We start from the raw sequence: 22,504 nt of genomic DNA on the forward strand, positions 1-22,504 counted from the left end.
ATTAATAACAACTCTTAATTTATACCATAAAACAACTCAGAGTCAAACCAAATTACAAGAAATTTTACTTTCAATCTCTTGCGTTACCTCATCAACACTCAAATTAGCGTCAATTGTTAATAATTTGCCTTTATAATACTCGCGTAAACCTTTCATTTGAAGGTGATATTCACTTATTCTCTTATTAATTGCAGACATATCAGCATCATCAATTCTTTTCTCTAACCTCGTACTTTTACATTTAGCACAAGTAGTACTCTTAAAAGAAGATACACTATATATGCTTTTACAGTCCAAACACGCGAGACGATTTTTTAACCTATCGATTGCAATATTATCGTCAAGCTGCAGCTCAACTACAATGTCAACATCCCTATTATATTTTTCTTGCAAAACTTGAGTCAAAAAATGAGCCTGGTTTAAATTTCTCGGAAAACCATCTAATAAGCAATTATCATCCACTAATGCAATCTGGTCACGTAATAATCCACATATAATTTCATCTTGAATTAAATTACCAGATTCCACGGTACCCTTTATTTTTTTACCTAACTCACTACTGCTAGATATAATATTCCTTAATAAATCCCCTACTGAAATTAATTTTAAATTATATTTTGCTATTAACAAGCTTGACTGAGTACCTTTACCAGAACCTGGAGGACCAAAAATCGTAATGATCATCTTACTTTCCTCGTTTTAGACTCATATTTCTTTATCCAGTTGTCGTACCTATTTGAAAAAATATAAGATTGTATTTGCATAACAGTATCAGTAATAACGTTCACTATAATCAGTAAGCTCGTCCCACCAAAAATAAATGGTATATCATAATAATATCTCATAACTTCAGGTACAGTACATATGACTACCAAATACGCAGAGCCAATGAATGTCAACTTAAAAACTATATCTTGAAGGTAATCAGAAGTATGTTTCCCAGGCCTTCTACCAGGTATAAAACCACCATTTTTTTTAAGAAAATCTGCGTTTTCCTCTGGATTAAATATAAAATTGGTATAGAAAAAATTAAAAAATACTATCAGCACCAAATAGGCTACAATATATACTACTTTATTTGCCATAAAGTAATTCAAAATAAAATCAGAAAAAGCGTGCCCCTTATAGAAATTTGCAATTGAAATAGGTGTCAATAAAATTGCATTAGCAAAAATGGTTGGTACTACACCAGATAAATTAATCTTCAATGGAATATAAGTAAAATCGTCATTATGTAATCTTTTAAATTGCTTTTTAGGATGTTGAACAATAACCTTTCTATAAGAAGACTCTACAAAAATGACTAAGAGTAGCAGCAAAAAAAACAATACCAAAACAAAAAGGATAATAAATAACGATACGCTACCGTTTTTATTTAACGTTAACAAAGATGACAAAGCGCTGTGTAACTCTGATATTATACCCGTGAAAATGATTAATGAGATACCATTGCCTATACCGCTAGCGCTGATTCGTTCACCAAGCCATATTAAAAGCATAGTTCCACCTAAAAGGCTGAAAACACCTATTGTACGAAACATAACACTAGGTTCGATTACAACCAATACCCCTTCCCTATTCATCCCTTCCAATCCAACCAAAATTGGAATTGATTGAAATACACAAATTACTATGGTCAGATAGCGTATATAAGAATTCATCTTTCTACGGCCTGACTCTCCATCATTCTTAACTTCCTTCATTCCTTTAATCGCAGAAGAAAGTAACTGAATAATGATAGAAGCCATTATATATGGCATAACGTTCAATGCTAGAATTGTCATTCTAGCCAATGCACCACCAGAAAATAAATTAAATACTCCAAAAACGCCTGAGCCATCTTTGGGAAATATATCATTAATTACATCAAGATTAATTCCAGGAATAGGCACATAAGTACCCAAGCGATAGCAAATTAAAGCTATTAGCGTAAAAAATATACGCTTTAATAAATCGCCTTTATATAACAACGTAGGATCCAAGCTATTAAATGCTGATTTATTGCCCATGACTTACGATAGTATTTCCACACTACCACCAACTGAAGCTACAGATTTTTTTGCAGCTTCTGACGCAAAATCAACATGAAACACAAATTTTTCGCTCAACTTACCTTTATTAAGAAGTTTAATTTTATCCTTAATAGACTTTATAAAACCTAATTTATACAGCCTCTCCTTATCTATAACAGAGTCTTTCACTATTTTTTTAGCTTCCATTAAGCGCTGTATATCGCCAACATTAATTATAGAGTATATGCTCCTACGTATAGGCTTAAAACCTCTTTTAGGCAAACGAGTATATATAGACTGTTGTCCACCCTCAAAACCATTTATAGAAACTCCACTTCTAGCCTTCTGCCCTTTATGCCCTCTACCGGATGTTTTACCTTTACCACAACCGATACCTCTACCCAGCAACTTAGGCTTCTTTTTCTTAGATAATTTAGTAAATATAGAGTTTAATTTTACAGCATTATTCATACTTTACCTGTTTCCAACTATCTCGCTAATCTTTTTGCCTCTTTTGCTTGCTACCTGACGAGGAGATAACATACTATCAAAAGCCTTAAACACCGCACATATAACGTTATGAGGATTATTTGATCTAGTGGATTTAGCTACCACATCCTTTATACCTAACACCTCAAAAACTGATCTAATCGCTCCACCAGCAATAATACCTGTTCCGGCTCTTGCGGTTCTTAAAACTATCTCACCAGAACAAAATTTAGCTTTAATATCATGATGCAAAGTTCTACCTTCACGCAAGTACACTCTAATCATTGATTTCTTTGCAGCATTTACAGCTTTGACTCTTGCTTCAGCAACTTCTGCGTGCTTACCTATTCCACACCCTACCCTACCCTTCTCATCGCCAACAACAACCAAAATTGAAAATGAAAATCTTCTACCACCTTTGGTAACCGTTGTCACTCTTCGTACCGAAACTAAAAGCTCTGATAAATCATTATTATTTTGTAAATTCTTTATAGCCATATTCAAAACCTTCTAAAATTCAAATCCAGAACTTCTTAAAGCCTCAGCAAATTGAGAAACTAATCCTGTGTATTTATACGCTCCACGATCAAACGTAAGCTGCTGCTCTAATTTCATGCCAGACAGACGCTCAACCATTAAAGAAGAAACCTGTTTTATAGTTTCAGCGTTGACTTTCCCTTTACATACATCCTTAATTTTAGCATCCAAAGTAGAAGCTGAAGTGAGAGTTATTCCTTTTACATCATTAATTAACTGGACATAAAAATGCCTATTAGATTTAAATATGGATATGCGTAAACGTTCAGCGCTCTTGTCAAGCTTCGCTCTATTACGTAACTTCCTTTTTTCAGAATTACTTAAAAAATTATACGATCTTTTCATTTTTATTACTTCTTTTTACTTACAACCTTACGCAGCATAAATTTGCCTTTTATTACAACACCCTTACCTTTATAAGGATCATATTTTCTAATTTTGCATATATCAGACGCCACCATATAGACCTTCTGCTTATCCATACCACTAACTACTAAGTGAGTTGGCTTTATGCACTTAATCTCAACATCTTTAGGCACTTTATATTTAACATTATGGCTATAACCAAGATATAAAGTCAAATACTTACCATCACACTCTGCCTTATATCCCACACCGTTAATCTCAAGATTAACAGAAAAACCATCAACCATGCCGTTAATGATATTATTAATATTACTCCTATAAGTGCCCCACATAGGCTTTATTTTATCATAATTATCTTTATCTTGATCAACAGAAAGCAATAGCTGATTATCAATAATCTGACACACAACATCCCTGATCAAGCTAACTTCCTTTTCAGCCTTAGCACTCTTTATTAACATACTACCATTATTATATTCAACTGAAACACCAGCAGGAATATTGATAGGAGCAGCACCTATACGAGACATGAATTTCTCCTATTATTTAAAACACACGACACAAAACTTCTCCACCAACCTTTAACTTATGTGCATTATAATCAGTCATCACTCCTTTGGGTGTCGATATAATAAAAATACCAAGACCATTATATGCTTTAGAAATGTCCTTATACTTAGAATAACGACGACAACCAGGCTTTGACACCCTAACTATGTCACTAATTACAGGTGACTTCTCATAATACTTCAATTTTACAATGAAAGAAGGTAAATTATCTACAACTTGCTTTTCATAATCAAGGATATACCCTTCCTCTTTTAAAATCTCCAATATAGAAGAATTCATCTTAGAAAACAGTACCCTTGTTGCCCTATGCATTGCCAATTGAGCATTACGTATCCTTGTTAAAAAATCACCAATACTATCAGATAACGCCACAATATACTCCTTATATTATATTTACCAACTAGACTTTGTAACTCCTGGAATTTGCCCAAAAGAACATAAATCACGCAAAACAATTCTACATAAACCAAATTTTCTATATACTCCTCTTGGTCTCCCAGTTAAAGCACACCTATTTCTAATTTTGGTTTTAGAAGAATTTCTAGGCAATTTTTTAATTAATTTATTTTGAGCTGTAAACCTTTCTACAATAGACAAATTCTTATTATTTATTATAGATTTCAATTTTTCTCTTTTTTCTTTATATTGATCGCACAACTTTATTCTGCGAAGATTTCTTTCTATCATAGATTTTTTTGCCATATATTTCTCCTCTCAATTAATCAAAAAAAGGAAATTTAAGAGCCAGTAATAATTCCTTTGCTTCCTTATCACTAACTGCACTTGTTATAATATTAATATCCATACCTCTAATTTTACTTATTTTATCATAGTCTATTTCTAAAAACGAGATATGTTCCTTTATACCAAAGGAAAAATTACCATTACCGTCAAATTGCTTCACACTAAATCCTCTAAAATCTTTTTCCCTTGGCAAAGCAATATATATCAATCTTTCTAAAAACTCATACATTTTATCTCTACGCAAAGTTACTTTGCAACCTACTGTAGCACCTTTTCTGATCTTGAAGCCAGAAATAGATTTTTTTGCAAAAGTTGATAAAGGCTTCTGCCCAGCAATCAAATATAGGCTATCAAGTGGTTCATTTATTGCTTTACTATCTGTAGCAGCATCTCCAACGCCCATATTGATACACACCTTGACAAGTTTAGGCACTTGCATTATATTGCCGTAATTAAACTTATCCTTCAAGGACTTTACTATGCTATCTTTATACAATTCTTTAAACATATCAACCTAATCTATCACTTCTCCAGAAACTTTTGCAAAACGCACTTTTCTACCGTCTATAACCTTAAACCCCACTCTAGTTGGAGTTTTATATTTAGGGTCCAATGTTGCAACGTTGGATATATCAATAGCTAACTCTTTATTTAATATACCACCACTACTACCAGCTTTTGGTTTAGTATGTCTCTTATGCACATTCACTCCAGAAACAATTACTTTCTTTTTAGCATCACGTGCTATAACTTTGATTACCTTACCAATTTTTCCCTTATCTTTACCAGTTAAAACTATAACGTCGTCACCACTTTTTATTTTAGCACTCATTATAAAACCTCAACAGCTAATGACATTATCTTCATAAAAGAACCAGATGATAACTTTTTTACCGGACCAAACACCCGAGTGCCAAGTGGTTCACCTTGATCGTTAATCAAAACTACAGCATTGCTAGAAAAACGAATTACAGAACCATCAGATTTTCTAATAGGGCTTTTCACCCTCACCACAACTGCTCTATATACTTTTCCCTTCTCAACTTTCCCTCTTGGAGTAATAGATTTAGTAGATACAATAACTGTGTCACCTATAGATGCAGACTTTCTACCACCCAATAAACCAATACAAAGCACTGCACGCGCGCCAGAATTATCAGCTACTTCCAACAATGTATTTTTTTGAATCATATAAATATCCTATTCAATGTGAGCTATTAACAATAACCCATTTTTTAGTAGTAGAAATAGGCTTGTGTTCTTGTATTAAAACCTTGTCCCCTTCTTTACAACTATTATTCTCATCATGTGCTGTATACTTCTTGTATTTTCTTATAACCTTTTTATACAGCTCATCCTTATACACTTGTAATACCGAAACCTTTACAGTCTTATCACACTTAGCCTTAGTTACAGTACCACAAAAAACCTTTTTAGGCATTCTTTTCCTCTCTTCTTCTTTTATTTAATGTAGTTAAAATACGAGCTATGCTCTTTCTTATTAAGCTAAAACGCGAAATATTGTTGCACTGGCCCAGCTTCTTTTGAAAAACCAAATTAACAAACTCTTTTCTCAAATTCACAAGAATTTCATGCAATTCTTGCGAGGACCTCGATTCAATGTCAGCTATATCCATTGCAACTCCATTTAATTATGATTAGATACAAATTTACACTTCATAGGAAGCTTAGCAGTTGCCTTTTCAAGCGCCAATCTTGCTAAATGCATGGGAACATCACTGCTAATTTCAAACAACATTCTACCGGGCTTAGCTTTAAATACCCAAAACTCAACACTACCTTTCCCTTTACCCATACGCACATCCGCCGGCTTTTTACTAACAGGGGTATCAGGAAAAATTCTTATCCACACTTTACCAGAGCGTTTTAATGTTCTAGATATTACACGCCTTGCAGTTTCAATATGCTTAGATTGAATCCTACCTGCTTCCATAGCCTTTAGACCATAATCTCCAAAAGATAATGTGCTACCACCTTTCGTGTTACCCTTAATTCGTCCTTTAAATACTTTTTTATATTTACTTTTTTTAGGAATAAACATTTCAATATACCTAATTAGTTACCAATATAAACCCAGACCTTAACTCCTATGATGCCATATATAGTTTTTGCTTCAGCAAAAGCATAATCTATATTAGCACGTAAAGTATGCAAAGGCAAACGGCCTTCTTTATACCACTCAGTACGAGCTATCTCAGCTCCGCCAAGGCGCCCAGAACAACTTACTTTAATACCTCTAGCACCCATCCTCAAACAACTTTGAATAGCTTTTTTCATCGCTCTTCTAAATGAAACCCTTTTTTCTAACTGCTGTGCAATGCTGTTTGATATTAAAACTGCATCTATTTCAGACCTTTTAACCCCTACTACATTCACTTCCACATTATTTTTTACTTTTTCAGCTATCTTTTGCTTTATCTTCTCAATATCCGAGCCTTTCTTACCTATTATCACTCCAGGTCTAGAAGAATGTATTATTACAGATACCAAATCGATCGTACGCTCTATAATTACTTTAGAAACACCAGCATGCTTAAAAGATTCATTTATATAACTGCGAATAGATAAATCTTGATGCAACCCTTGTTTATAACCCTTCTCAGCATACCAAATAGATGACCAAGTATTAATTATTTTTAACCTAAATCCTTTAGGATTAACGTTTCCCATATTTTTGCACTTTCCTTATTAATTTTCTATTTTTATGAATCATATAATTTCCCCCAATTTTACAGTTATATTACTATAACGTTTACTAACTCTATTAGCTCTACCCATAGCTTTTGGACATACCCTACGCAAAGTAAGAGACTTACCTATTAAAATTTCTTTTATATATAAATTATCGATATCCAATCCATAATTTTGAGCATTAGCAATCGCAGAATTTAATACCTTCCTTATAAGACCTGCAGCTTTCTTTTCACAAAATCTTAATTGCACAGTGGCAAAAGAAACTTTTTTATTACGTACTAAACCAGCAACCAAATTCAATTTACGAGGAGTTGATTTTAAAACCCTAGAACCAGCTTTAACTATTACATCTCTGTTTTTCATATCAATTACCTTCTTGTCGCCTTTTTATCACCACTATGCCCAGTAAATTTACGAGTGGGTGAAAACTCACCAAACTTATGACCTATCATATTCTGATCATTAACATTCACAGGAATGTAATCCTTACCATTATAAACAGCAAACTTTAAACCTAAACAATTAGGAAGAATTACAGAAGCCCTGGAATGAACTTTTATAGCCATGTTAACAAACCCCTTGTTTAAAGCATTATTCACCGACTTTAATATAGAAGGATGACAAAAAGGAGGCTTCCATGCAGATCTACTCATAAACTAACCTTTCAATTGTTTTATATACTTATCACTAGATTTATTTCTCCTTCGAGTTTTCTTTCCTTTTGTTGCAACACCCCAAGGAGTAACAGGATGACGACCACCAGAGGTTTTTCCTTCCCCGCCTCCATGAGGATGGTCAACCGGATTCATTGCAACTCCACGTACAGTAGGTCTAATCCCAAGCCACCTACTTCTCCCAGCTTTACCCAACTTTCTATTCTTATGGTCAGGGTTAGATACTACACCAATAGTAGCCTTGCAAGAAGATAAAATCAACCTAATTTGACCAGACCTGAGTCGTAATAAAACATATTGGCCATCACGACCAACGATTTGTGCATAACAACCAGCAGCTCTAGCAATCGCAGCACCATTACCTGGCTTCAGCTCAACATTATGAACGAAAGAACCAACAGGTATATGCTTGAGTAGTAAACAATTCCCTGGCAAAATATCAGCATCATTCCCAGCTGTAACAACATCACCTGGCTTCATACCTTGAGGAGCTAATATATAAGACTTAATATCATCTTCCTTATATGATATTAACGCCAAAAACCCACTTCTATTTGGGTCATACTCTATTTTTTCAACTATACCTTGACCACTTCTATTACGCTTAAAATCTATCACTCTATACTTCTTTTTGTGACCACCACCCCTATGACGAGTTGTAATTCTACCATGATTATTTCTTCCACCACTGGACTTTTTACCGGATGTAAGAGACTTTTCTGGCTCATCTTTTGATAAACCAACTTTACTTACTAACACAGTCCCACGAGAAGACGGAGTAACAGGATTAAAAAATTTCATACCCATACTAAACGCTCATTATATCTAATTTTTGACCATCCATCAAAGAAAAATAAACTTTCTTTTTCTGTTTTTCACAACCAATCACACCCCTAAAACGCCTATATTTAGGCTTAATTCTAACAACATTTATAGAAGAAATTTTAACATCAAATAGAGACTCTATTGCCAACTTTATTTGACGCTTATTTACATTTACAAAAACATACAAAGAATATTTATTAAACTTCTCCCTCAAAAAAGAGGCCTTTTCTGTAATTACAGGAGATTTTATTATATTATTATATTTGATCATAACAATCTACCTTCAAGATGCTTTAAAGTATCCTTTGTCAACATCACGCATTCGTGATTCAATATATCAAAAACATTTAACCCAATAGGTTTGATTAAGTCTACATAGTGCAAGTTTTTAGCCGCACGCAACAAATCATCTCCATAATCACCAACTATCAAAAAGGAAGAAAATTTAAAATTTTTAATACATTTACACATTTCAGACGTTTTCTTCACATCAATATTTAAATTATCCAGAATAATTACTTGATTATTTAAATACTTTAGAGATAAAGCAATTTTTAAACCAAATTTGCGTACCTTCTTATTAAGAGAATAAGTATGACTCCTCACAACAGGGCCGAAAATAATCCCACCACCTCTAAATTGAGGAGATCGCAAGCTCCCTTGTCTTGCCCTACCGGTACGTTTTTGACCATAAGGTTTAGCTGTTGTACCAGAGACATCACTAATACCTTTTGTTTTATGAGTACCAGCTCTTCTCTTCGCTAATTGCCATCTCACTATATCATGCAAAATACTCAATTTTTGCTTAGCAGAAAATATCAAAGGATTGAGCTGAGCAGTACCTACATTATCATTAGATAGATTAACTAAATTACATTCCATAACTAACTTACCAAATTACTAGCATCATCATTTACATCTAACAGTAAACCTACCGGAAAAGGAACATCTTTATGTAAAGATTTTTTAACTGCATCTCTTACAAAAACATAGGAATTTTTAAACCCAGGAACATTATTACCCTTCACAGCAATTATACTATTTTCATGATCAATGGATAATATCTTCATATTTTGTGCAGTTATCCTGCTGTTACCTAAATGACCAGCCATTTTCTTTCCTTTGAATACTCTACCAGGATCCTGACATTGGCCAGTGGAACCTTGTGATCTGTGAGCAATAGAAACACCATGAGATGCCCTAAGCCCACTGAAATTATGCCGCTTCATCACACCAGCAAATCCTTTACCTATAGAATAACCCGTAATATCAAGATATTGACCAACCACAAAATGATTGATTCCCACTTTTTTACCACATTCTATTCCCGACAGGTCATTTAATCTACTTTCGTATAACTTACATTTATTATTTATACCCTTTTTCTTTAAATATTCCAACTGAGGTTTTGCTATATTTTTAAAATCTCCTGTGCCTAAAATGACTGAATTATAGCCACATTTATCTTGTCCTTTTATATCAATAATATAAGTTTCGCTGAGATGCAATAAAGTTACAGCCATGCGACTATTGTCAGAATACATAGCAGTATGACCAATATTCATCATTAGTAAACCAATTCTCCTCAGCGAATTTATTCTCTTCATTTCCTTCTCCTAAACCTTAACTTCCTTGACTTTTAAATCCACTTCTACGCCAGCAGAAAAAGATAAACCTGTAAGCATCTGCATCATAGTAGGAGTAAGATCATGTAAAACAATCAAACGCCTAGAAGTTCTCATTTCAAACTGTTCACGAGATTTTTTATCAACGTGAGGAGATCTATTAACAATAAATTTAGAATCTTTCCTTGGCAACGCAATCGGACCAGATAATTTTGCACCGGACCGCTTTAATTCATCAACAAATTTTCGAACACACTCCTCCAATAAAGAACAATCGAAAGCCTTAATGTTAATATATATATCTTGCTTCATCTTAGTTACTACACTCACTCCAAAATTTCAGAAACAACACCAGAACCAACAGTTCTACCACCTTCTCTTATCGCAAAACGCAATCCCTTATCCATCGCTATCGGTACTTGCAATTCTACTTCTATACTCACATTATCTCCTGGCATTACCATCTCCTTCCCATCTAGCAATTTTACGCTCCCAGTTACATCTGTTGTCCTTAAATAAAACTGTGGCTGGTAATTCGCAAAAAATGGTGTATGCCTTCCTCCTTCCTCTTTCTTTAATATATAAACCTCCGCCTTAAACTTTCTATGCGGTGTTATCGTCCCCGGTTTCGCTAATACTTGCCCTCTCTCCACTTCTTCTCTTTTTGTTCCTCTTAACAATATTCCTACATTGAGTCCTGCACTTCCCTTATCCAGCAACTTCTTAAACATCTCAACACCTGTGCATATCGTCTTTTGCGTCGCTTTCAGACCTATTATCTCTATCTCTTCTCCCGTCTTTATCTCTCCCTTCTCTATTCTTCCTGTTACCACTGTTCCTCGCCCCGATATCGAAAATACATCTTCGATTGGCAATAAAAATGGTAAATCCACAGGCCTTGGTGGAACCGCCACATATTCATCTAACTTTTCCATCAATTTATCTATTGATTTCTTTCCATATTCGCTGCTGTCATCCTCCAGCGCTTTCAATGCAGATCCCACTACCACAGGAACTTCATCCCCTGGAAATCCGTATTTATTCAGCAATTCCCTCACTTCCATTTCTACTAAATCCATCATATCAGCATCAGCAACATCAGCTTTATTTATATACACCACGATATATCCAACACCTACCTGCTTCGCCAGCAATATATGCTCTCTCGTTTGTGGCATTGGCCCATCAACCCCTGACACTACCAATATCGCCGCATCCATCTGTGCTGCACCTACTATCATGTTCTTTACATAGTCAGCATGTCCAGGACAATCAACGTGTGCATAATGCCTTTTTTCCGTCTGATATTCAACATGCGCTGTTGCTATCGTTATCCCCCTCTTCCTTTCTTCTGGCGCCTTATCTATCTGATCATACGCTACAAAATTTCCATAATGCTTTGTTATCGCCGCTGTTAACGTTGTCTTCCCATGATCCACATGTCCTATTGTTCCCACATTTACATGCGGCTTTCCAAATGCTTCCACTATTGCTGTCATAATTTAAACTTTTCTACCTAAAATACAAATACATCAATAAATAATATGTTGATTTTATAAAAATACAACAAAAAAAAGAGCGGATAGTGGGAATCGAACCCACGTCACTAGCTTGGAAGGCTAGAGCTCTACCATTGAGCTATACCCGCACAATGGAGGAGGTAGGATTCGAACCTACGTACGCTCACGCGGACAGATTTACAGTCTGTTACCTTTAACCACTCGGTCACTCCTCCGCAAAAATTTGTTAAGAGAATACTATTTTAGCATCTTAACTTAAGCTCTTATTGTATTTAATACTAAACGCCTAAAATTAAAAAATCAAGCAATAAAACCTACCCTGATTAAAATCACGCAGATTTCATTTTATACAACACAATATTGTCAATAAAACGTTTAAACAAATAATGCGAATCATGCGTACCTGGCGCTTCTTCTGGATGGTATTGCACAGAAAAGACTGGGTAATCCTTCATCATTATTCCCTCTACACTATTATCAAATAGAGAAATGTGAGTAATTTCAACATTACTTAGAAGAGAAGCTGAATCAACAACGAAACCATGATTTTGGCTAGTGATCTCAACTTTTCCACTAATTACATCATAAACTGGATGGTTACTCCCTCGGTGACCTATATCCATCTTGATGGTCTTTGCCCCCAAAGTAATCGCAAGTAATTGATGGCCCATGCATATGCCAAAAATTGGTATTTTAGATTTTATAATAATGTCTATTTCTGAAACTACACTTTCTCCTATTTCTTGCGGATCACCAGGACCATTTGAAAGCACTATACCATCTGGATTCATACTCAACACTTTTTGAGCAAAACCTGTGCTTGGTCTGATTAATTCAACTGTACAACCAAGTTCTATTAAGCGTGAAACTATACTGATTTTTACGCCAAAATCAACGATTACAACCCTATATTTTGCATTAAGGTCTCTTTTAAAATTACTATGCAAGCTAACTTTATTGGTTATTTCTATCCCATTTACAGGTTTGTATTTCTTCAATTCATCCAACACATGCGTCTCGCTTGACGGGTATATCATTCCATTTTGAGATCCATGTTCTCTCAAATGTCTCGTTAAAGCTCTAGTATCAACTCCTGATATCCCAATCACGTTATTTTTCTCTAACCAATCATTTAAACTGATATATGAAGAAGAGTGGGACATAGAAGAAAGTTCACGCATAACCACACCACTTGCAAAAATTTTCTTTCCTTCATTATCTTTATGGTTTACTCCAATGTTACCAATATGAGGAAAAGTGAACGTTATAATTTGATCGGCAAAAGAAGGATCAGTTATAGTATGCTGATACCCGGTCATACCAGTGGTAAAACAGATCTCACCTATGCACTTGCCTTTTTTACCTACTGATTTTCCCCAAAAGCATTTGCCATCTTGTAAAATTAAAACTGCGTCCTGCACTTCATTATCTATTTAACTGATTCAAAACAGTATACAAGAATTTCAAATAATACGTAACTCTTTCTAAAACTCCAAATTCAACCATAAGGCGGCGAAGAACAATATGAAAAAAATTTTTAACACGCCCTTCCATAAAATATGTTGACTATCTCCGTATTTTATATTAGATATATTTAGTAGTTAAAAAATAGAGAGGTTAGTTATTATGCTAAGTGGGTTTCAGTCTAAAAATAAGTTACTAATTGCAGGAGCTGGTTTACTATTCTTTACGATGGTGTTGCCATCATTTTTTCTCTTAGCAAAAATAGCCATAGGATTAGCTATGACCGCAATTGCAATAATCGCGGTAAAAATTGTCTCAAAAATAATATCAAACGTTCTTGAAGAGAAGGAAGCAGGTCAAAATCAGGAAGCACAACAAACAACACAAAGTAAAATTATAAACCTGGCTATTGGATTAACATCTATATTGGTAGGAGGATTATCAATGCTCATTATAGCAAAAACTGGCTTGATTGCAGCATGTGCAGCTATAACTGCTTTAGCTCTACACGAATATGTTAAAAATGAAGAAATAGGAAAAGATATAAACAATAAATTCGATAAGGTAGCTGACGGTATCACTGACTTTATTGTTAGCAGTGTTGAAAAACTTATTCCAACAAAGCCGCCAGGCATAACAGCCTAAACTGTCTCCGTTCAGCAGAGTGGTTTAAGAAACAATAGATAGAAGGTTTTGAAAAGGGTTCAGCCTCCTTTGTTGTATCCGTTAAGCGGAGTGGCAGAATAAGGTAGACAAGGTGATCTAAAAAGATAATCATAGAGCAAAAGTGAAATAATATGGTAAACCTTTTAGAACTTTGCAAAAATTTACAGCAAAAAATAGAAAGGTTAGAAGCAAAAATAGAAAGATTGGAAAAAGAGAATGAAAGTTTAAAAGCAGAAAATAAGGCTTTAAAGATAGAAAATGCTGAGTTAAGAGAAAGACTCGGTTTAAGCTCAAAAAATTCATCAATACCAAGTTCCAAAGAGTTGTATAAAATAAAAAAGAATAAGCCGAAAAGCGAAAGGAATATTGGCGGTCAGGTTGGTCATAAAGGAAGTTTTCGCGCCAACATGGATGCAGATAAAGTAGTAAAGATAGAGTTGCCTAATACTTGCGAATGCGGAGGAGAAATTGCAATATGTGAAAAACCATATATTCATCAGAAAGTTGATCTTCCAGAAATCAAGCCTTATGTAGTGGAATATCAGTTAGAACATGGCCGTTGTCGGAGATGCGGAAAGAGAAGAAGTAGCAAGTTACCGGAAGGTGTTACGCCAAATACATTTGGTCCAAGGGTTAAGTCAATAATTGCAGCGTTCAGCGGATTCTACAAAAATTCAAAACGCGAAATAGCGAGTGTCGTAAATGATATCTTCAATTTGAACATAAGCGTCGGTAGCATATCAAATAGTGAACATAGAGTTGCTTCAAAATGCAAAAAAATGTATGAGCAGATCGAACAAGAGATAAGTAGGAGTAAAGTTCTACATATTGATGAAACGAGCCATTATAACAAAGGTAAACTCGCTTGGTGTTGGATGTTTGCAAGCAATACGGCAAGTTTTGTAAAATTTACAGAGTCAAGAGGAATGAAAGTTTTACAAAATAGTAAATTCTGCAATCGCAATAGCTTGGTAATAACTGACAGGTATGCAGCATACAATTATTTTGCCGATAAAAACAGGCAAATCTGTTGGGCACATTTATCAAGAGATTTTGAAAGATTAGCACATAGTTGGAATATTGAAGTTAAAGTTCTGGGTTGTTACTTGAGAAACGTGGCCACTGAATTATTTGCACTAAAAAAAGCTTTACTAAAAAGTGAGATAGATGTTTTGAGGTTTGTCAGACGTGCCAGAAAATTAAGAAAACGTACAAAGTATTACTTGAAGGAGATATCTCGTTTACCTGAAGCAATTGGAGCCTCTCGAGTTGCAAAAAATGTTCTGAGATCTGAAAGAATGATGTGGAAATTTTTAGATGACCCAGAAAATATTCCGCTGACAAATAACCACGCTGAACGGCAAATTCGGCATTATGTCGTTTATCGCAAAAACTCATATTTTACACAATCAAAGCGGGGAAATACATTCCTTGAGCGGATAATTTCATTATACTTAACTTGGAAACAAAGGGGTCTCAATCCTTTCCAAAATCTCCTATCTATTGTTTCTTAAACCACTCTCCTGAACGGATACCCTTTGTTTCCAAGTTAAGTATAATGAAATTATCTTTTCTGCTTTTAAACTTTCATTCTCTTTTCTATTTTTTGCTGCAAATCTTTGCAGAGTTCTAAAATATCTTACCTCACTTTTTCTCTATGATTATCTTTATTATCCTGTTTCGTCTACCTTATTTGCTACTCTCTTGAACGGACTCTCTCTTGAACGAACACTCTACAGTTACTCTTTCATCAATAGCTGAGCGAGGTGCACCGGAACCAGGTACAACAATATTTTCGTGCGATTGCGTACTCTTCTTTTCCTCATATGGTATTTGCTTAATGAAATGTGCTGCTAAAACTTCATGTAAAGCTTTACCTTTTATAAGCACAGCCTCGTTTTGCTTAGCTAATTCTAAAATTTCCTTTGGTTCAACATCTTTACCGTCAATAGTTGATTTTTTAATACTAACTTGACCTAAATTTATATTTAGAACAACAGCGCAGTTAAGGTCTTTTCCAGATTCATCTTTTGCACCCCAACTAATTTCGATGTCACATATTGCAAATTCTGTAAAGGAGTAGTTCCTCTGTTGTTTCTCATTCTTCTCAATTGTTACTATTCTTTTATCATTACTGTATATTTTTACTCTTTGTACCTCATTTTTAATTGTTTCCATCCTTTTAGTCTTTTCGCTAAAAAGACGACTAGTTTCTAAACTCTGTCCAGGTTTAGTAATGTTGATACTAAGATTATCATAATGATTAACAAGATGTCCTGCCTTTTTGTCTGGCCAATAACATCCATCAAAGAAACCAATTAGATCATCTTTGTTTAGAAATTCTTTTGCATCATTCATTCCTTCGTCAATTCGAAGAAGATATCTACCCAACCTCTTTTTAAAATTTTCTTTTAACTCCTCCTGATCTTTAGAAGTAAGCTTCTTATCCAATATATCCATTATTTCTCTTTGCTTACTTAATACCACATAGTTAAAAAGGAAAATGCTCTCCTTCTCCCGTCGATAATAGTTTGCTATTTTGTCAAATGGATCTGCTGGCCGGCCGTTATTATAATTTACAGAATCAGAAGAATCTTGACATTTATTATCCTTAAAATTGAAATTCAATTTTTCAAAATCTGAGAGCACACTTTGTACCTGAGTCTCATCGAATTGAAGATTTGCTTGAGGAGATAGAAGAGTCAACTTTTCTTCACTTTCCTTGGTACTCGAATTTTTGTAAAAACCATTCAATAGATTTACAATACTAGAAAACATTTCACACCTCTATTGTTATAAGTAAACTTAATTATATCTTAATGCTAAATGTTGTAAAGCTAAAATTAGAAACTAAAAAAGCTAACATAAGTTCTGCATTGTTTGCAGCTTTATCAGCCTATTAGGCAGAATTATTAAAGAATTAGTTGAATAGGTATTATGATTCAATTTAACTCCATCCACAAGTTCTCCGCTTGTTACTCCAGTTGCAATGAACACTGATTCACCTCTTGCCATATCTTTTACGGCGTAGACTTTTTCTGGGTCATCAATATTTAAATTTTTTGCTCTTTCTCTTAACTGATCCGTATCAAGTACTAATCTTCCCTCCATCTGTCCGTCGATAGAGCTTAGCGCTGCAGCCGCAAGCACTCCCTCTGGTGCTCCTCCTATACCGATATACATATCATGATTGCCATTTATTAGTGAAACTATGGCCGCAACATCACCATCATCTATTAGTTTAATTTTTGCTCCTAATTTCCTGATTTTCTCTATTAATTCACTATGCCTTTCACGTTTAAGTACAGTTACCACGAGATCATTCACTTTGCACTTTTTTGCCTTGGCTAAATTGTCTAGATTCTTTTCAATGCTATTTTTTAGTGAGACTACACCCTCTGGAAGATTTTTTCCTACCGCTATTTTTTCCATATAAACATCAGGTGCATGTAAAAAATTACCTTTTTTCGTTGCAGCAAGAACAGACATTGCCCCTGGTTTGTAATGAGCACAAATCGTAGTGCCCTCAAGTGGGTCAACGGCAATGTCGATTTCAGGACCATTTCCAGTGCCAACCTTCTCGCCAATATATAGCATCGGCGCTTCATCCCTCTCACCTTCACCAATTACGATAGTACCATTTATTTCCATTGAATTTAATACTGTACGCATTGCATCAACTGCAACCTGATCAGCCCTTTTTTCATCACCAAAGCCTGCCAATTTATACGCAGCAAGTGCTGCAGCTTCGGTCACTTTAACTAATTTATAGGCTAAATCTTCCATCATTCGCTTTAAGAACTATATTCAATATATATCATGCTGCTTGAAACTGCAATATGTCTTGACTGGTTGTGGGAAAGTTGCTATAATAAACTAACATATAGTAGTAGGGTTAGTTATGATATATAGTAATGATGATATTAGAGAGTTGTATCTAAATATAAATGAGACTGTAAAACAGAAGCCTCAAGCAAGTCTTGAAGAATTAAGTAAAGAGCTAAATGCAAGAATTGATCTAAAGCAAAAATTTCATAATGGCTGTGTGTTGGGAGATTTACTATTAGCACTTGCAATTGAAAAAAGTAATCTAGATTTTATAAAATTTCTCTTTAAAAATGAGCTAAAAATTATTAGTATCATTTCCCAACAAGAAGAAACATGCCATATTCCCAAAACTATAAATGGTCAATCTATATTAAATTATGCTGTCCATTTTGGTAATACCGAAATTTTAGATCTACTCTTACAAAATGTTAACGCAGAACAATCAAAGCTAATACCTAAAAGCAAGCTGTACAAGTTGTGTCAACAATTAAAGAGTAATGCGTTAGATAAGGCTATAGACAAAAACAATGAAAAACTTGTTACGTTACTCGTGTCAGCGATAGAGGAGAAACAAGAAAAGCAAAAAATATCTAATGAGGAAATTAAAGTAGGATCTGGCAGTAATAGTAATGCCACTAGTAAATCTATAGCAACATCAACAAAAAAAACAAATCCAACTACTGTACCAAATAGTGGTAACGGTAGGAGTGTTATTAATAAACCAGTATCTCCTGTAGTATCAACAAACGCCGGCACATCCGCTATGTCAAGCGGTAATGATAAGTCTAGTAATATAAGAACTCACGGCGATGGTCTATCAAATCATACTATTACACCAAATAGTGGTAACGGTCAGCATCATAATAACGAAAATAAAACGCCTGTAGTAACAGGGATTGACCAAACTGCCACACCAAATAATGATAATAAAGCTAACGGCTTTGTAGATGCTCAATTTTCTATGCCAAATGAACAAGAAACTAAATATAAAGAGAGCAAAAAGGATTTTTACACCTCATTGACAAAAGATGTTGTTGGAGTTGTTATTACAGGATTATTCATTACTGCTGCTGTGATGGTTCCATTTGTAGCTGGTGCAGTAGTTTGCAGTGTCATAGCTGCTTTGATTGCAATATATACCGGGTTGCATGTAAAAAATTCTACATTACCAAGTTATAGGGAGATGAGAGAGAATGAAGTTGAACATGTAACAGGATGTCATCCCAGTGCCCAGACACTGGGATGGCTTTGTTGCATCGCTACTTATGAAAGGCTAACTATAGTTAGGATTATAAGCAACCTATTGAAAATCTTGTTTTTTTGCAATCAATCTGATCAAATTTAAGAATAGTAATTTGTTATTTATATTAATAAATTTAATTCTATTGAAAATAGCTAAAGCATTGAAATTCTTGAATTTTAGCCGGATTGGTAAATGGTAGTGAAATTTCTTTTACTCAAATTTAGGTATTCATTGACCGTTCTTGTTATAAATACCAGAATAATAAGCTACTGATATTCTCCACCTTTTTTATCTTTAATCCATCATAGCTAGCGATGCAACAAAGCCCACTGGGATCCAAAAGGCCATAATAAAAACTAGATTCCAGCGTCACGCGCTGGAATGACACCCTCTGGTGGGCTCAAACCATATGAGTAGCCAACACTGCCACTATACTTACCTAGCAAATTTAGATCTAACACTAAACTGTGCTGCCACTAACTTTGCAACCGGTACTCTATAGGGTGAGCATGAAACGTAATCCACCCCTGATTCGATGAGAAACTCTATGGATTTTGGATCTGCTCCATGCTCTCCACATATACCCAGTTTTATTTCTTTTCGGGTTTTTTTGCCTCTTTCAATGGCTATCTTGATTAACTCCCCTACCCCTTCGATGTCCAGCACTTCAAATGGGTCGTTTCCGAATATGTTGCTTTCCTTATAAGAATCGAGGAAATTAACTGAATCATCTCTTGAAAGTCCCATGGTTGTTTGCGTTAAATCATTAGTGCCAAAACTAAAAAACTCTGCATGTTTTGCTAACTTATCAGCAATCAGTGCCGCTCGTGGCAGTTCTATCATCGTTCCAATTGAATAAGCCTTGTCTGATGTCATTCCAGCGCGTGACGCTGGAATCCGCTTCTTGATCCTAGCTGAGATGACAGAAAATTCTTTCTTCACTAGCTCGCATATCAGAACAAACTCTTTCTCACTCATGATAAAAGGAATCATGATTTCAGGCTTAACTTCTACCTTTTTCTCTTCCTTCAGCTCATTTGCAGCACTAAGTATTGCCCTGATTTGCATGCTATATATTTCAGGATGAGAAATGGCAAGTCTACAACCTCGATGGCCAAGCATTGGGTTCTTTTCTGATAACTGTGCTATTTTATTTTTTACTGATTCAACTGACTTACTAAGCGATTTGGCGATTTTTTCTATAGTAGACTGATTATTGGGTAAAAATTCATGCAAAGGTGGATCAAGCAAACGTATAGTGACTTCCCTGCCCTCCATAATAGAAAATATTTCTTTGAAATCAGACTTTTGCATTTCTTCCAGTTTAATGAGCGCATTTGCCCTTTCATTTTCATCGTCAGCTATTATCAACTTTTGAATGAATTCGATTCTATCACTAGCGAAAAACATATGTTCTGTGCGACATAAGCCTATACCTTCTGCACCGAATTCTTTTGCAATTTTTGCATCTTTTGGAGTATCAGCGTTCGCTCTCACTTTGATCGTTTTGATTCCATCTATCCAGTTGATTATCGTTTTGAATTCTTGCGATAATTCAGGTGAAATTGTAGGAAGAATGCCAAGCATAACCTCCCCTGTTCCTCCGTTGATGGTAATTGGTTCACCTTTATTTACTTTTGTATCCCCTACAGAAAAGAAAGTTCCATCTTTATCGATATAAAGTCCACTCACACTGCAAATGCATGGCTTACCCATTCCACGGGTTACAACAGCAGCATGCGAGGTCATCCCTCCCCGTGCTGTTACTATGCCACTTGCAGCATTCATTCCATTAATATCTTCAGGACTCGTTTCTGACCTTACTAAAATCACTTTTTTACCCTGCTCTGCAGCTTTTTCAGCATCACTTGCACTAAACACTACATATCCAGAAGCAACCCCTGGAGAAGCCGGCAGTCCCTTCCCTATTACTTTCTGGTCACCCTTAACGTCAAGAACTGGATGCAATAAATTGTCAAAGGTTTTTGGATCAATTCTCAATATTCCTTCTTCTTTTGTAATCGTTCCTTCGTTTACCATATCAACTATTATGCGAATAGCAGCTTCAGCCGTGCGCTTGCCAGACCTAGTTTGCAAAATCCATAACTTACCGTCCTGTACAGTAAATTCGATATCCTGCATGTCTTTATAATGCCTTTCAAGTTTTTCACATACCACGCATAATTCTCGGTAGACACTTGGCAGCAACTTCTCCATGGTGTTTTTTTGCTCTCCGTCAATTGGCATAGGAGTATAAACACCAGAAACCACATCCTCACCCTGAGCATTAACCAAAAACTCACCAAAAAGCTTTTTTTCTCCAGTTGAAGGATTTCGTGTAAATATCACACCAGTTGCAGAATTATCATTTAAATTACCAAAAACCATTGCTTGCACGTTGACCGCTGTTCCAAGGTTTTCAGGAATATTATGTATTCTTCTATAGGAAACAGCCCTATCATTTTTCCAAGAAGCAAATACTGCATTCACTGAGCTGAGCAATTGCTCTTCAACGTTCTGCGGAAAATGTTTTCCTGTTTTTTCATGTACTATCCTTTTGAAATTGTTAACAATTTCTTTTAAAACATCAACATCAAGATCAGCTAAGCTTTTTGCTCCACTCTTTTGCTGCTTATTATCAACAACATCTTGAAATAGGTGATGATCAAGCTGTAGTACAACATTGGAGTACATCATGATGAAACGGCAGTAGCTATCGTAAGCAAAACGTTCGCCACTTTTTTTTGCAAGCCCAACAACGGTTTCATCATTTAGACCAACATTTAAAATAGTATCAAGCATGCCCGGCATTGAACTAACACTACCAGAGCGTATTGAAACTAATAAGGGGTTATTTAAATCCCCAAACTTACAACCGATGTCATTTTCGAGCATCGCCATGTAGTTTTTGATTCCACTACATATGTCATTCCAGTGCGTGACCACATTTTTTTCTGGATCCGAGTAGTCAGCTACTTGGATAACAGAAGATCTATTGTCTTGATAATAGACTTCGCAAGCAGAGGTGGAAATTGTGAAACCAGGTGGAACAGGAATGCCAACATTGCACATTTCTGCTAAATTTGCCCCCTTTCCTCCCAGCAGATTTTTCATTTCTGCATTGCCTTCGCATTTACCCTGGCTAAAGTAATGTATTAACTTTTCCCCCATCATTTTCTCCGGATTTTCACTGATAAACACATTGTACATATAGTTCCAATAAACC

31 protein-coding genes and 2 tRNA genes are annotated in these 22,504 nt (G+C 35.2%); 3 read left to right on the top strand and 30 right to left on the bottom strand.

Annotated elements, in window-relative coordinates; all coding sequences use genetic code 11:
- Window positions 1-42: 42 nt before the first annotated feature.
- The 26 genes from ABWU47_RS05330 to carA form a co-directional block, all read right to left on the bottom strand.
- On the bottom strand, window positions 43-684 hold the full coding sequence (locus tag ABWU47_RS05330) for an adenylate kinase family protein (RefSeq protein ID WP_077188177.1): 642 nt from the start codon (window positions 682-684) through the stop codon (window positions 43-45).
- Window positions 681-2,009, bottom strand: a complete 1,329-nt coding sequence (gene secY, locus ABWU47_RS05335; protein WP_077188178.1) for a preprotein translocase subunit SecY — start codon at window positions 2,007-2,009, stop codon at window positions 681-683. Before secY ends, ABWU47_RS05330 begins: the two co-directional genes overlap by 4 nt.
- Before the next feature lie 3 nt (window positions 2,010-2,012).
- Window positions 2,013-2,483: a 50S ribosomal protein L15 gene (gene rplO / locus ABWU47_RS05340; RefSeq protein WP_006279863.1), complete on the bottom strand. Its 471-nt coding sequence runs from the start codon at window positions 2,481-2,483 to the stop codon at window positions 2,013-2,015.
- A 3-nt stretch (window positions 2,484-2,486) separates the two neighbouring features.
- Window positions 2,487-2,999 (bottom strand): 30S ribosomal protein S5, encoded by a 513-nt coding sequence (gene rpsE, locus ABWU47_RS05345; RefSeq protein WP_010962748.1) that lies wholly within the window; start codon window positions 2,997-2,999, stop codon window positions 2,487-2,489.
- A 12-nt stretch (window positions 3,000-3,011) separates the two neighbouring features.
- The gene (gene rplR, locus ABWU47_RS05350) at window positions 3,012-3,383 is read right to left on the bottom strand and encodes a 50S ribosomal protein L18 (RefSeq protein WP_006279867.1); all 372 of its coding nucleotides are present in this window, start codon (window positions 3,381-3,383) and stop codon (window positions 3,012-3,014) included.
- Window positions 3,384-3,388: 5 nt separating this feature from the next.
- Complete coding sequence (rplF, locus tag ABWU47_RS05355) at window positions 3,389-3,934, bottom strand: 50S ribosomal protein L6 (RefSeq protein WP_007551152.1); 546 nt, start codon at window positions 3,932-3,934, stop codon at window positions 3,389-3,391.
- Window positions 3,935-3,950: 16 nt separating this feature from the next.
- On the bottom strand, window positions 3,951-4,346 hold the full coding sequence (gene rpsH / locus ABWU47_RS05360; RefSeq protein WP_007551150.1) for a 30S ribosomal protein S8: 396 nt from the start codon (window positions 4,344-4,346) through the stop codon (window positions 3,951-3,953).
- Window positions 4,347-4,367: 21 nt separating this feature from the next.
- Entirely contained in the window at window positions 4,368-4,676 is a 309-nt protein-coding gene (gene rpsN, locus ABWU47_RS05365; protein ID WP_006279345.1) for a 30S ribosomal protein S14, read from the bottom strand.
- Between the two features lie 16 nt (window positions 4,677-4,692).
- Complete coding sequence (gene rplE, locus ABWU47_RS05370) at window positions 4,693-5,226, bottom strand: 50S ribosomal protein L5 (RefSeq protein ID WP_010962750.1); 534 nt, start codon at window positions 5,224-5,226, stop codon at window positions 4,693-4,695.
- 6 nt (window positions 5,227-5,232) lie between these two features.
- Window positions 5,233-5,550 carry a 50S ribosomal protein L24 gene (rplX, locus tag ABWU47_RS05375; RefSeq protein ID WP_006279347.1) on the bottom strand — a complete coding sequence of 106 codons (318 nt, stop codon included), beginning with the start codon at window positions 5,548-5,550 and terminating at the stop codon, window positions 5,233-5,235.
- The gene (rplN, locus tag ABWU47_RS05380) at window positions 5,550-5,909 is read right to left on the bottom strand and encodes a 50S ribosomal protein L14 (RefSeq protein ID WP_006279348.1); all 360 of its coding nucleotides are present in this window, start codon (window positions 5,907-5,909) and stop codon (window positions 5,550-5,552) included. Before rplN ends, rplX begins: the two co-directional genes overlap by 1 nt.
- 13 nt (window positions 5,910-5,922) lie before the next feature.
- Entirely contained in the window at window positions 5,923-6,159 is a 237-nt protein-coding gene (gene rpsQ / locus ABWU47_RS05385) for a 30S ribosomal protein S17 (protein WP_006279349.1), read from the bottom strand.
- Entirely contained in the window at window positions 6,152-6,355 is a 204-nt protein-coding gene (rpmC, locus tag ABWU47_RS05390; protein WP_006279350.1) for a 50S ribosomal protein L29, read from the bottom strand. The genes rpsQ and rpmC overlap by 8 nt, the downstream gene beginning before the upstream one ends.
- An 11-nt stretch (window positions 6,356-6,366) precedes the next feature.
- On the bottom strand, window positions 6,367-6,780 hold the full coding sequence (gene rplP / locus ABWU47_RS05395; RefSeq protein WP_010962752.1) for a 50S ribosomal protein L16: 414 nt from the start codon (window positions 6,778-6,780) through the stop codon (window positions 6,367-6,369).
- A gap of 14 nt (window positions 6,781-6,794) precedes the next feature.
- Window positions 6,795-7,409: a 30S ribosomal protein S3 gene (gene rpsC / locus ABWU47_RS05400; RefSeq protein ID WP_010962753.1), complete on the bottom strand. Its 615-nt coding sequence runs from the start codon at window positions 7,407-7,409 to the stop codon at window positions 6,795-6,797.
- Window positions 7,410-7,448: 39 nt separating this feature from the next.
- Window positions 7,449-7,796 (bottom strand): 50S ribosomal protein L22, encoded by a 348-nt coding sequence (gene rplV, locus ABWU47_RS05405; protein ID WP_007549821.1) that lies wholly within the window; start codon window positions 7,794-7,796, stop codon window positions 7,449-7,451.
- Window positions 7,797-7,801: 5 nt separating this feature from the next.
- Window positions 7,802-8,086, bottom strand: a complete 285-nt coding sequence (rpsS, locus tag ABWU47_RS05410; RefSeq protein WP_006279181.1) for a 30S ribosomal protein S19 — start codon at window positions 8,084-8,086, stop codon at window positions 7,802-7,804.
- A gap of 3 nt (window positions 8,087-8,089) precedes the next feature.
- Window positions 8,090-8,914, bottom strand: a complete 825-nt coding sequence (rplB, locus tag ABWU47_RS05415; RefSeq protein ID WP_015589143.1) for a 50S ribosomal protein L2 — start codon at window positions 8,912-8,914, stop codon at window positions 8,090-8,092.
- 1 nt (window position 8,915) lies between these two features.
- On the bottom strand, window positions 8,916-9,203 hold the full coding sequence (locus tag ABWU47_RS05420; RefSeq protein ID WP_353285613.1) for a 50S ribosomal protein L23: 288 nt from the start codon (window positions 9,201-9,203) through the stop codon (window positions 8,916-8,918).
- Window positions 9,200-9,814, bottom strand: coding sequence for a 50S ribosomal protein L4 (gene rplD, locus ABWU47_RS05425; RefSeq protein ID WP_012673183.1), 615 nt, complete (start codon window positions 9,812-9,814; stop codon window positions 9,200-9,202). The genes ABWU47_RS05420 and rplD overlap by 4 nt, the downstream gene beginning before the upstream one ends.
- A gap of 2 nt (window positions 9,815-9,816) precedes the next feature.
- Window positions 9,817-10,539: a 50S ribosomal protein L3 gene (gene rplC, locus ABWU47_RS05430; protein ID WP_006279218.1), complete on the bottom strand. Its 723-nt coding sequence runs from the start codon at window positions 10,537-10,539 to the stop codon at window positions 9,817-9,819.
- Window positions 10,540-10,548: 9 nt separating this feature from the next.
- A complete protein-coding gene (gene rpsJ, locus ABWU47_RS05435) occupies window positions 10,549-10,869 on the bottom strand; it encodes a 30S ribosomal protein S10 (RefSeq protein WP_077188181.1) in 321 nt (106 codons plus the stop codon).
- Window positions 10,870-10,883: 14 nt separating this feature from the next.
- Entirely contained in the window at window positions 10,884-12,056 is a 1,173-nt protein-coding gene (gene tuf / locus ABWU47_RS05440; RefSeq protein ID WP_236514841.1) for an elongation factor Tu, read from the bottom strand.
- A gap of 78 nt (window positions 12,057-12,134) precedes the next feature.
- Window positions 12,135-12,205 (bottom strand) — tRNA-Gly (locus ABWU47_RS05445).
- A gap of 4 nt (window positions 12,206-12,209) precedes the next feature.
- A tRNA-Tyr gene (locus ABWU47_RS05450) sits at window positions 12,210-12,292 on the bottom strand.
- 114 nt (window positions 12,293-12,406) lie between these two features.
- Window positions 12,407-13,498: a glutamine-hydrolyzing carbamoyl-phosphate synthase small subunit gene (carA, locus tag ABWU47_RS05455; protein WP_236514842.1), complete on the bottom strand. Its 1,092-nt coding sequence runs from the start codon at window positions 13,496-13,498 to the stop codon at window positions 12,407-12,409.
- Window positions 13,499-13,703: 205 nt separating this feature from the next.
- Between carA and ABWU47_RS05460 the strand changes: the two genes are divergently transcribed.
- Both ABWU47_RS05460 and ABWU47_RS05465 read left to right on the top strand, forming a co-directional pair.
- A complete protein-coding gene (locus tag ABWU47_RS05460; RefSeq protein WP_077188183.1) occupies window positions 13,704-14,186 on the top strand; it encodes a hypothetical protein in 483 nt (160 codons plus the stop codon).
- A 152-nt stretch (window positions 14,187-14,338) separates the two neighbouring features.
- Window positions 14,339-15,721 carry an IS66-like element ISWen3 family transposase gene (locus ABWU47_RS05465; RefSeq protein ID WP_353285611.1) on the top strand — a complete coding sequence of 461 codons (1,383 nt, stop codon included), beginning with the start codon at window positions 14,339-14,341 and terminating at the stop codon, window positions 15,719-15,721.
- A 175-nt stretch (window positions 15,722-15,896) separates the two neighbouring features.
- On the opposite strand, the gene ABWU47_RS05470 is transcribed toward ABWU47_RS05465, so the two are convergent.
- Both ABWU47_RS05470 and glpX read right to left on the bottom strand, forming a co-directional pair.
- Complete coding sequence (locus ABWU47_RS05470; protein ID WP_077188184.1) at window positions 15,897-16,985, bottom strand: hypothetical protein; 1,089 nt, start codon at window positions 16,983-16,985, stop codon at window positions 15,897-15,899.
- Between the two features lie 81 nt (window positions 16,986-17,066).
- The gene (glpX, locus tag ABWU47_RS05475; protein WP_077188185.1) at window positions 17,067-17,993 is read right to left on the bottom strand and encodes a class II fructose-bisphosphatase; all 927 of its coding nucleotides are present in this window, start codon (window positions 17,991-17,993) and stop codon (window positions 17,067-17,069) included.
- 115 nt (window positions 17,994-18,108) lie between these two features.
- Between glpX and ABWU47_RS05480 the strand changes: the two genes are divergently transcribed.
- The gene (locus ABWU47_RS05480; RefSeq protein WP_353285614.1) at window positions 18,109-19,380 is read left to right on the top strand and encodes an ankyrin repeat domain-containing protein; all 1,272 of its coding nucleotides are present in this window, start codon (window positions 18,109-18,111) and stop codon (window positions 19,378-19,380) included.
- Window positions 19,381-19,522: 142 nt separating this feature from the next.
- Here the strand turns inward: ABWU47_RS05480 and ABWU47_RS05485 are convergent, their stop codons facing one another.
- Window positions 19,523-19,666 (bottom strand): hypothetical protein, encoded by a 144-nt coding sequence (locus ABWU47_RS05485; protein ID WP_353285615.1) that lies wholly within the window; start codon window positions 19,664-19,666, stop codon window positions 19,523-19,525.
- A 47-nt stretch (window positions 19,667-19,713) separates the two neighbouring features.
- The gene (ppdK, locus tag ABWU47_RS05490; RefSeq protein ID WP_186809118.1) at window positions 19,714-22,449 is read right to left on the bottom strand and encodes a pyruvate, phosphate dikinase; all 2,736 of its coding nucleotides are present in this window, start codon (window positions 22,447-22,449) and stop codon (window positions 19,714-19,716) included.
- Window positions 22,450-22,504: the final 55 nt, after the last annotated feature.

This window comes from Wolbachia endosymbiont (group A) of Gastracanthus pulcherrimus (assembly GCF_964028265.1).
GTDB lineage: Bacteria > Pseudomonadota > Alphaproteobacteria > Rickettsiales > Anaplasmataceae > Wolbachia > Wolbachia pipientis.

What these genes read in the sequence shown, in the direction of transcription:
- rplN (WP_006279348.1), bottom strand. Translation starts at nt 5,909, where the DNA reads ATGATTCAAAAAAATACATTGTTGGAAGTAGCTGATAATTCTGGCGCG.
- ABWU47_RS05420 (WP_353285613.1), bottom strand. Translation starts at nt 9,203, where the DNA reads ATGATCAAATATAATAATATAATAAAATCTCCTGTAATTACAGAAAAG.
- ABWU47_RS05480 (WP_353285614.1), top strand. Translation starts at nt 18,109, where the DNA reads ATGATATATAGTAATGATGATATTAGAGAGTTGTATCTAAATATAAAT.
- ABWU47_RS05465 (WP_353285611.1), top strand. Translation starts at nt 14,339, where the DNA reads ATGGTAAACCTTTTAGAACTTTGCAAAAATTTACAGCAAAAAATAGAA.
- rplF (WP_007551152.1), bottom strand. Translation starts at nt 3,934, where the DNA reads ATGTCTCGTATAGGTGCTGCTCCTATCAATATTCCTGCTGGTGTTTCA.
- rpsE (WP_010962748.1), bottom strand. Translation starts at nt 2,999, where the DNA reads ATGGCTATAAAGAATTTACAAAATAATAATGATTTATCAGAGCTTTTA.
- ABWU47_RS05470 (WP_077188184.1), bottom strand. Translation starts at nt 16,985, where the DNA reads ATGTTTTCTAGTATTGTAAATCTATTGAATGGTTTTTACAAAAATTCG.
- ppdK (WP_186809118.1), bottom strand. Translation starts at nt 22,449, where the DNA reads ATGGGGGAAAAGTTAATACATTACTTTAGCCAGGGTAAATGCGAAGGC.
- rplC (WP_006279218.1), bottom strand. Translation starts at nt 10,539, where the DNA reads ATGAAGAGAATAAATTCGCTGAGGAGAATTGGTTTACTAATGATGAAT.
- rpsC (WP_010962753.1), bottom strand. Translation starts at nt 7,409, where the DNA reads ATGGGAAACGTTAATCCTAAAGGATTTAGGTTAAAAATAATTAATACT.
- rpsN (WP_006279345.1), bottom strand. Translation starts at nt 4,676, where the DNA reads ATGGCAAAAAAATCTATGATAGAAAGAAATCTTCGCAGAATAAAGTTG.
- glpX (WP_077188185.1), bottom strand. Translation starts at nt 17,993, where the DNA reads ATGGAAGATTTAGCCTATAAATTAGTTAAAGTGACCGAAGCTGCAGCA.
- rpsS (WP_006279181.1), bottom strand. Translation starts at nt 8,086, where the DNA reads ATGAGTAGATCTGCATGGAAGCCTCCTTTTTGTCATCCTTCTATATTA.
- secY (WP_077188178.1), bottom strand. Translation starts at nt 2,009, where the DNA reads ATGGGCAATAAATCAGCATTTAATAGCTTGGATCCTACGTTGTTATAT.
- rplD (WP_012673183.1), bottom strand. Translation starts at nt 9,814, where the DNA reads ATGGAATGTAATTTAGTTAATCTATCTAATGATAATGTAGGTACTGCT.
- rplX (WP_006279347.1), bottom strand. Translation starts at nt 5,550, where the DNA reads ATGAGTGCTAAAATAAAAAGTGGTGACGACGTTATAGTTTTAACTGGT.
- rplP (WP_010962752.1), bottom strand. Translation starts at nt 6,780, where the DNA reads ATGTTTATTCCTAAAAAAAGTAAATATAAAAAAGTATTTAAAGGACGA.
- rplR (WP_006279867.1), bottom strand. Translation starts at nt 3,383, where the DNA reads ATGAAAAGATCGTATAATTTTTTAAGTAATTCTGAAAAAAGGAAGTTA.
- ABWU47_RS05460 (WP_077188183.1), top strand. Translation starts at nt 13,704, where the DNA reads ATGCTAAGTGGGTTTCAGTCTAAAAATAAGTTACTAATTGCAGGAGCT.
- rplB (WP_015589143.1), bottom strand. Translation starts at nt 8,914, where the DNA reads ATGGGTATGAAATTTTTTAATCCTGTTACTCCGTCTTCTCGTGGGACT.
- rpsQ (WP_006279349.1), bottom strand. Translation starts at nt 6,159, where the DNA reads ATGCCTAAAAAGGTTTTTTGTGGTACTGTAACTAAGGCTAAGTGTGAT.
- rpsJ (WP_077188181.1), bottom strand. Translation starts at nt 10,869, where the DNA reads ATGAAGCAAGATATATATATTAACATTAAGGCTTTCGATTGTTCTTTA.
- ABWU47_RS05330 (WP_077188177.1), bottom strand. Translation starts at nt 684, where the DNA reads ATGATCATTACGATTTTTGGTCCTCCAGGTTCTGGTAAAGGTACTCAG.
- rplV (WP_007549821.1), bottom strand. Translation starts at nt 7,796, where the DNA reads ATGAAAAACAGAGATGTAATAGTTAAAGCTGGTTCTAGGGTTTTAAAA.
- tuf (WP_236514841.1), bottom strand. Translation starts at nt 12,056, where the DNA reads ATGACAGCAATAGTGGAAGCATTTGGAAAGCCGCATGTAAATGTGGGA.
- rplE (WP_010962750.1), bottom strand. Translation starts at nt 5,226, where the DNA reads ATGTTTAAAGAATTGTATAAAGATAGCATAGTAAAGTCCTTGAAGGAT.
- rpmC (WP_006279350.1), bottom strand. Translation starts at nt 6,355, where the DNA reads ATGGATATAGCTGACATTGAATCGAGGTCCTCGCAAGAATTGCATGAA.
- rplO (WP_006279863.1), bottom strand. Translation starts at nt 2,483, where the DNA reads ATGAATAATGCTGTAAAATTAAACTCTATATTTACTAAATTATCTAAG.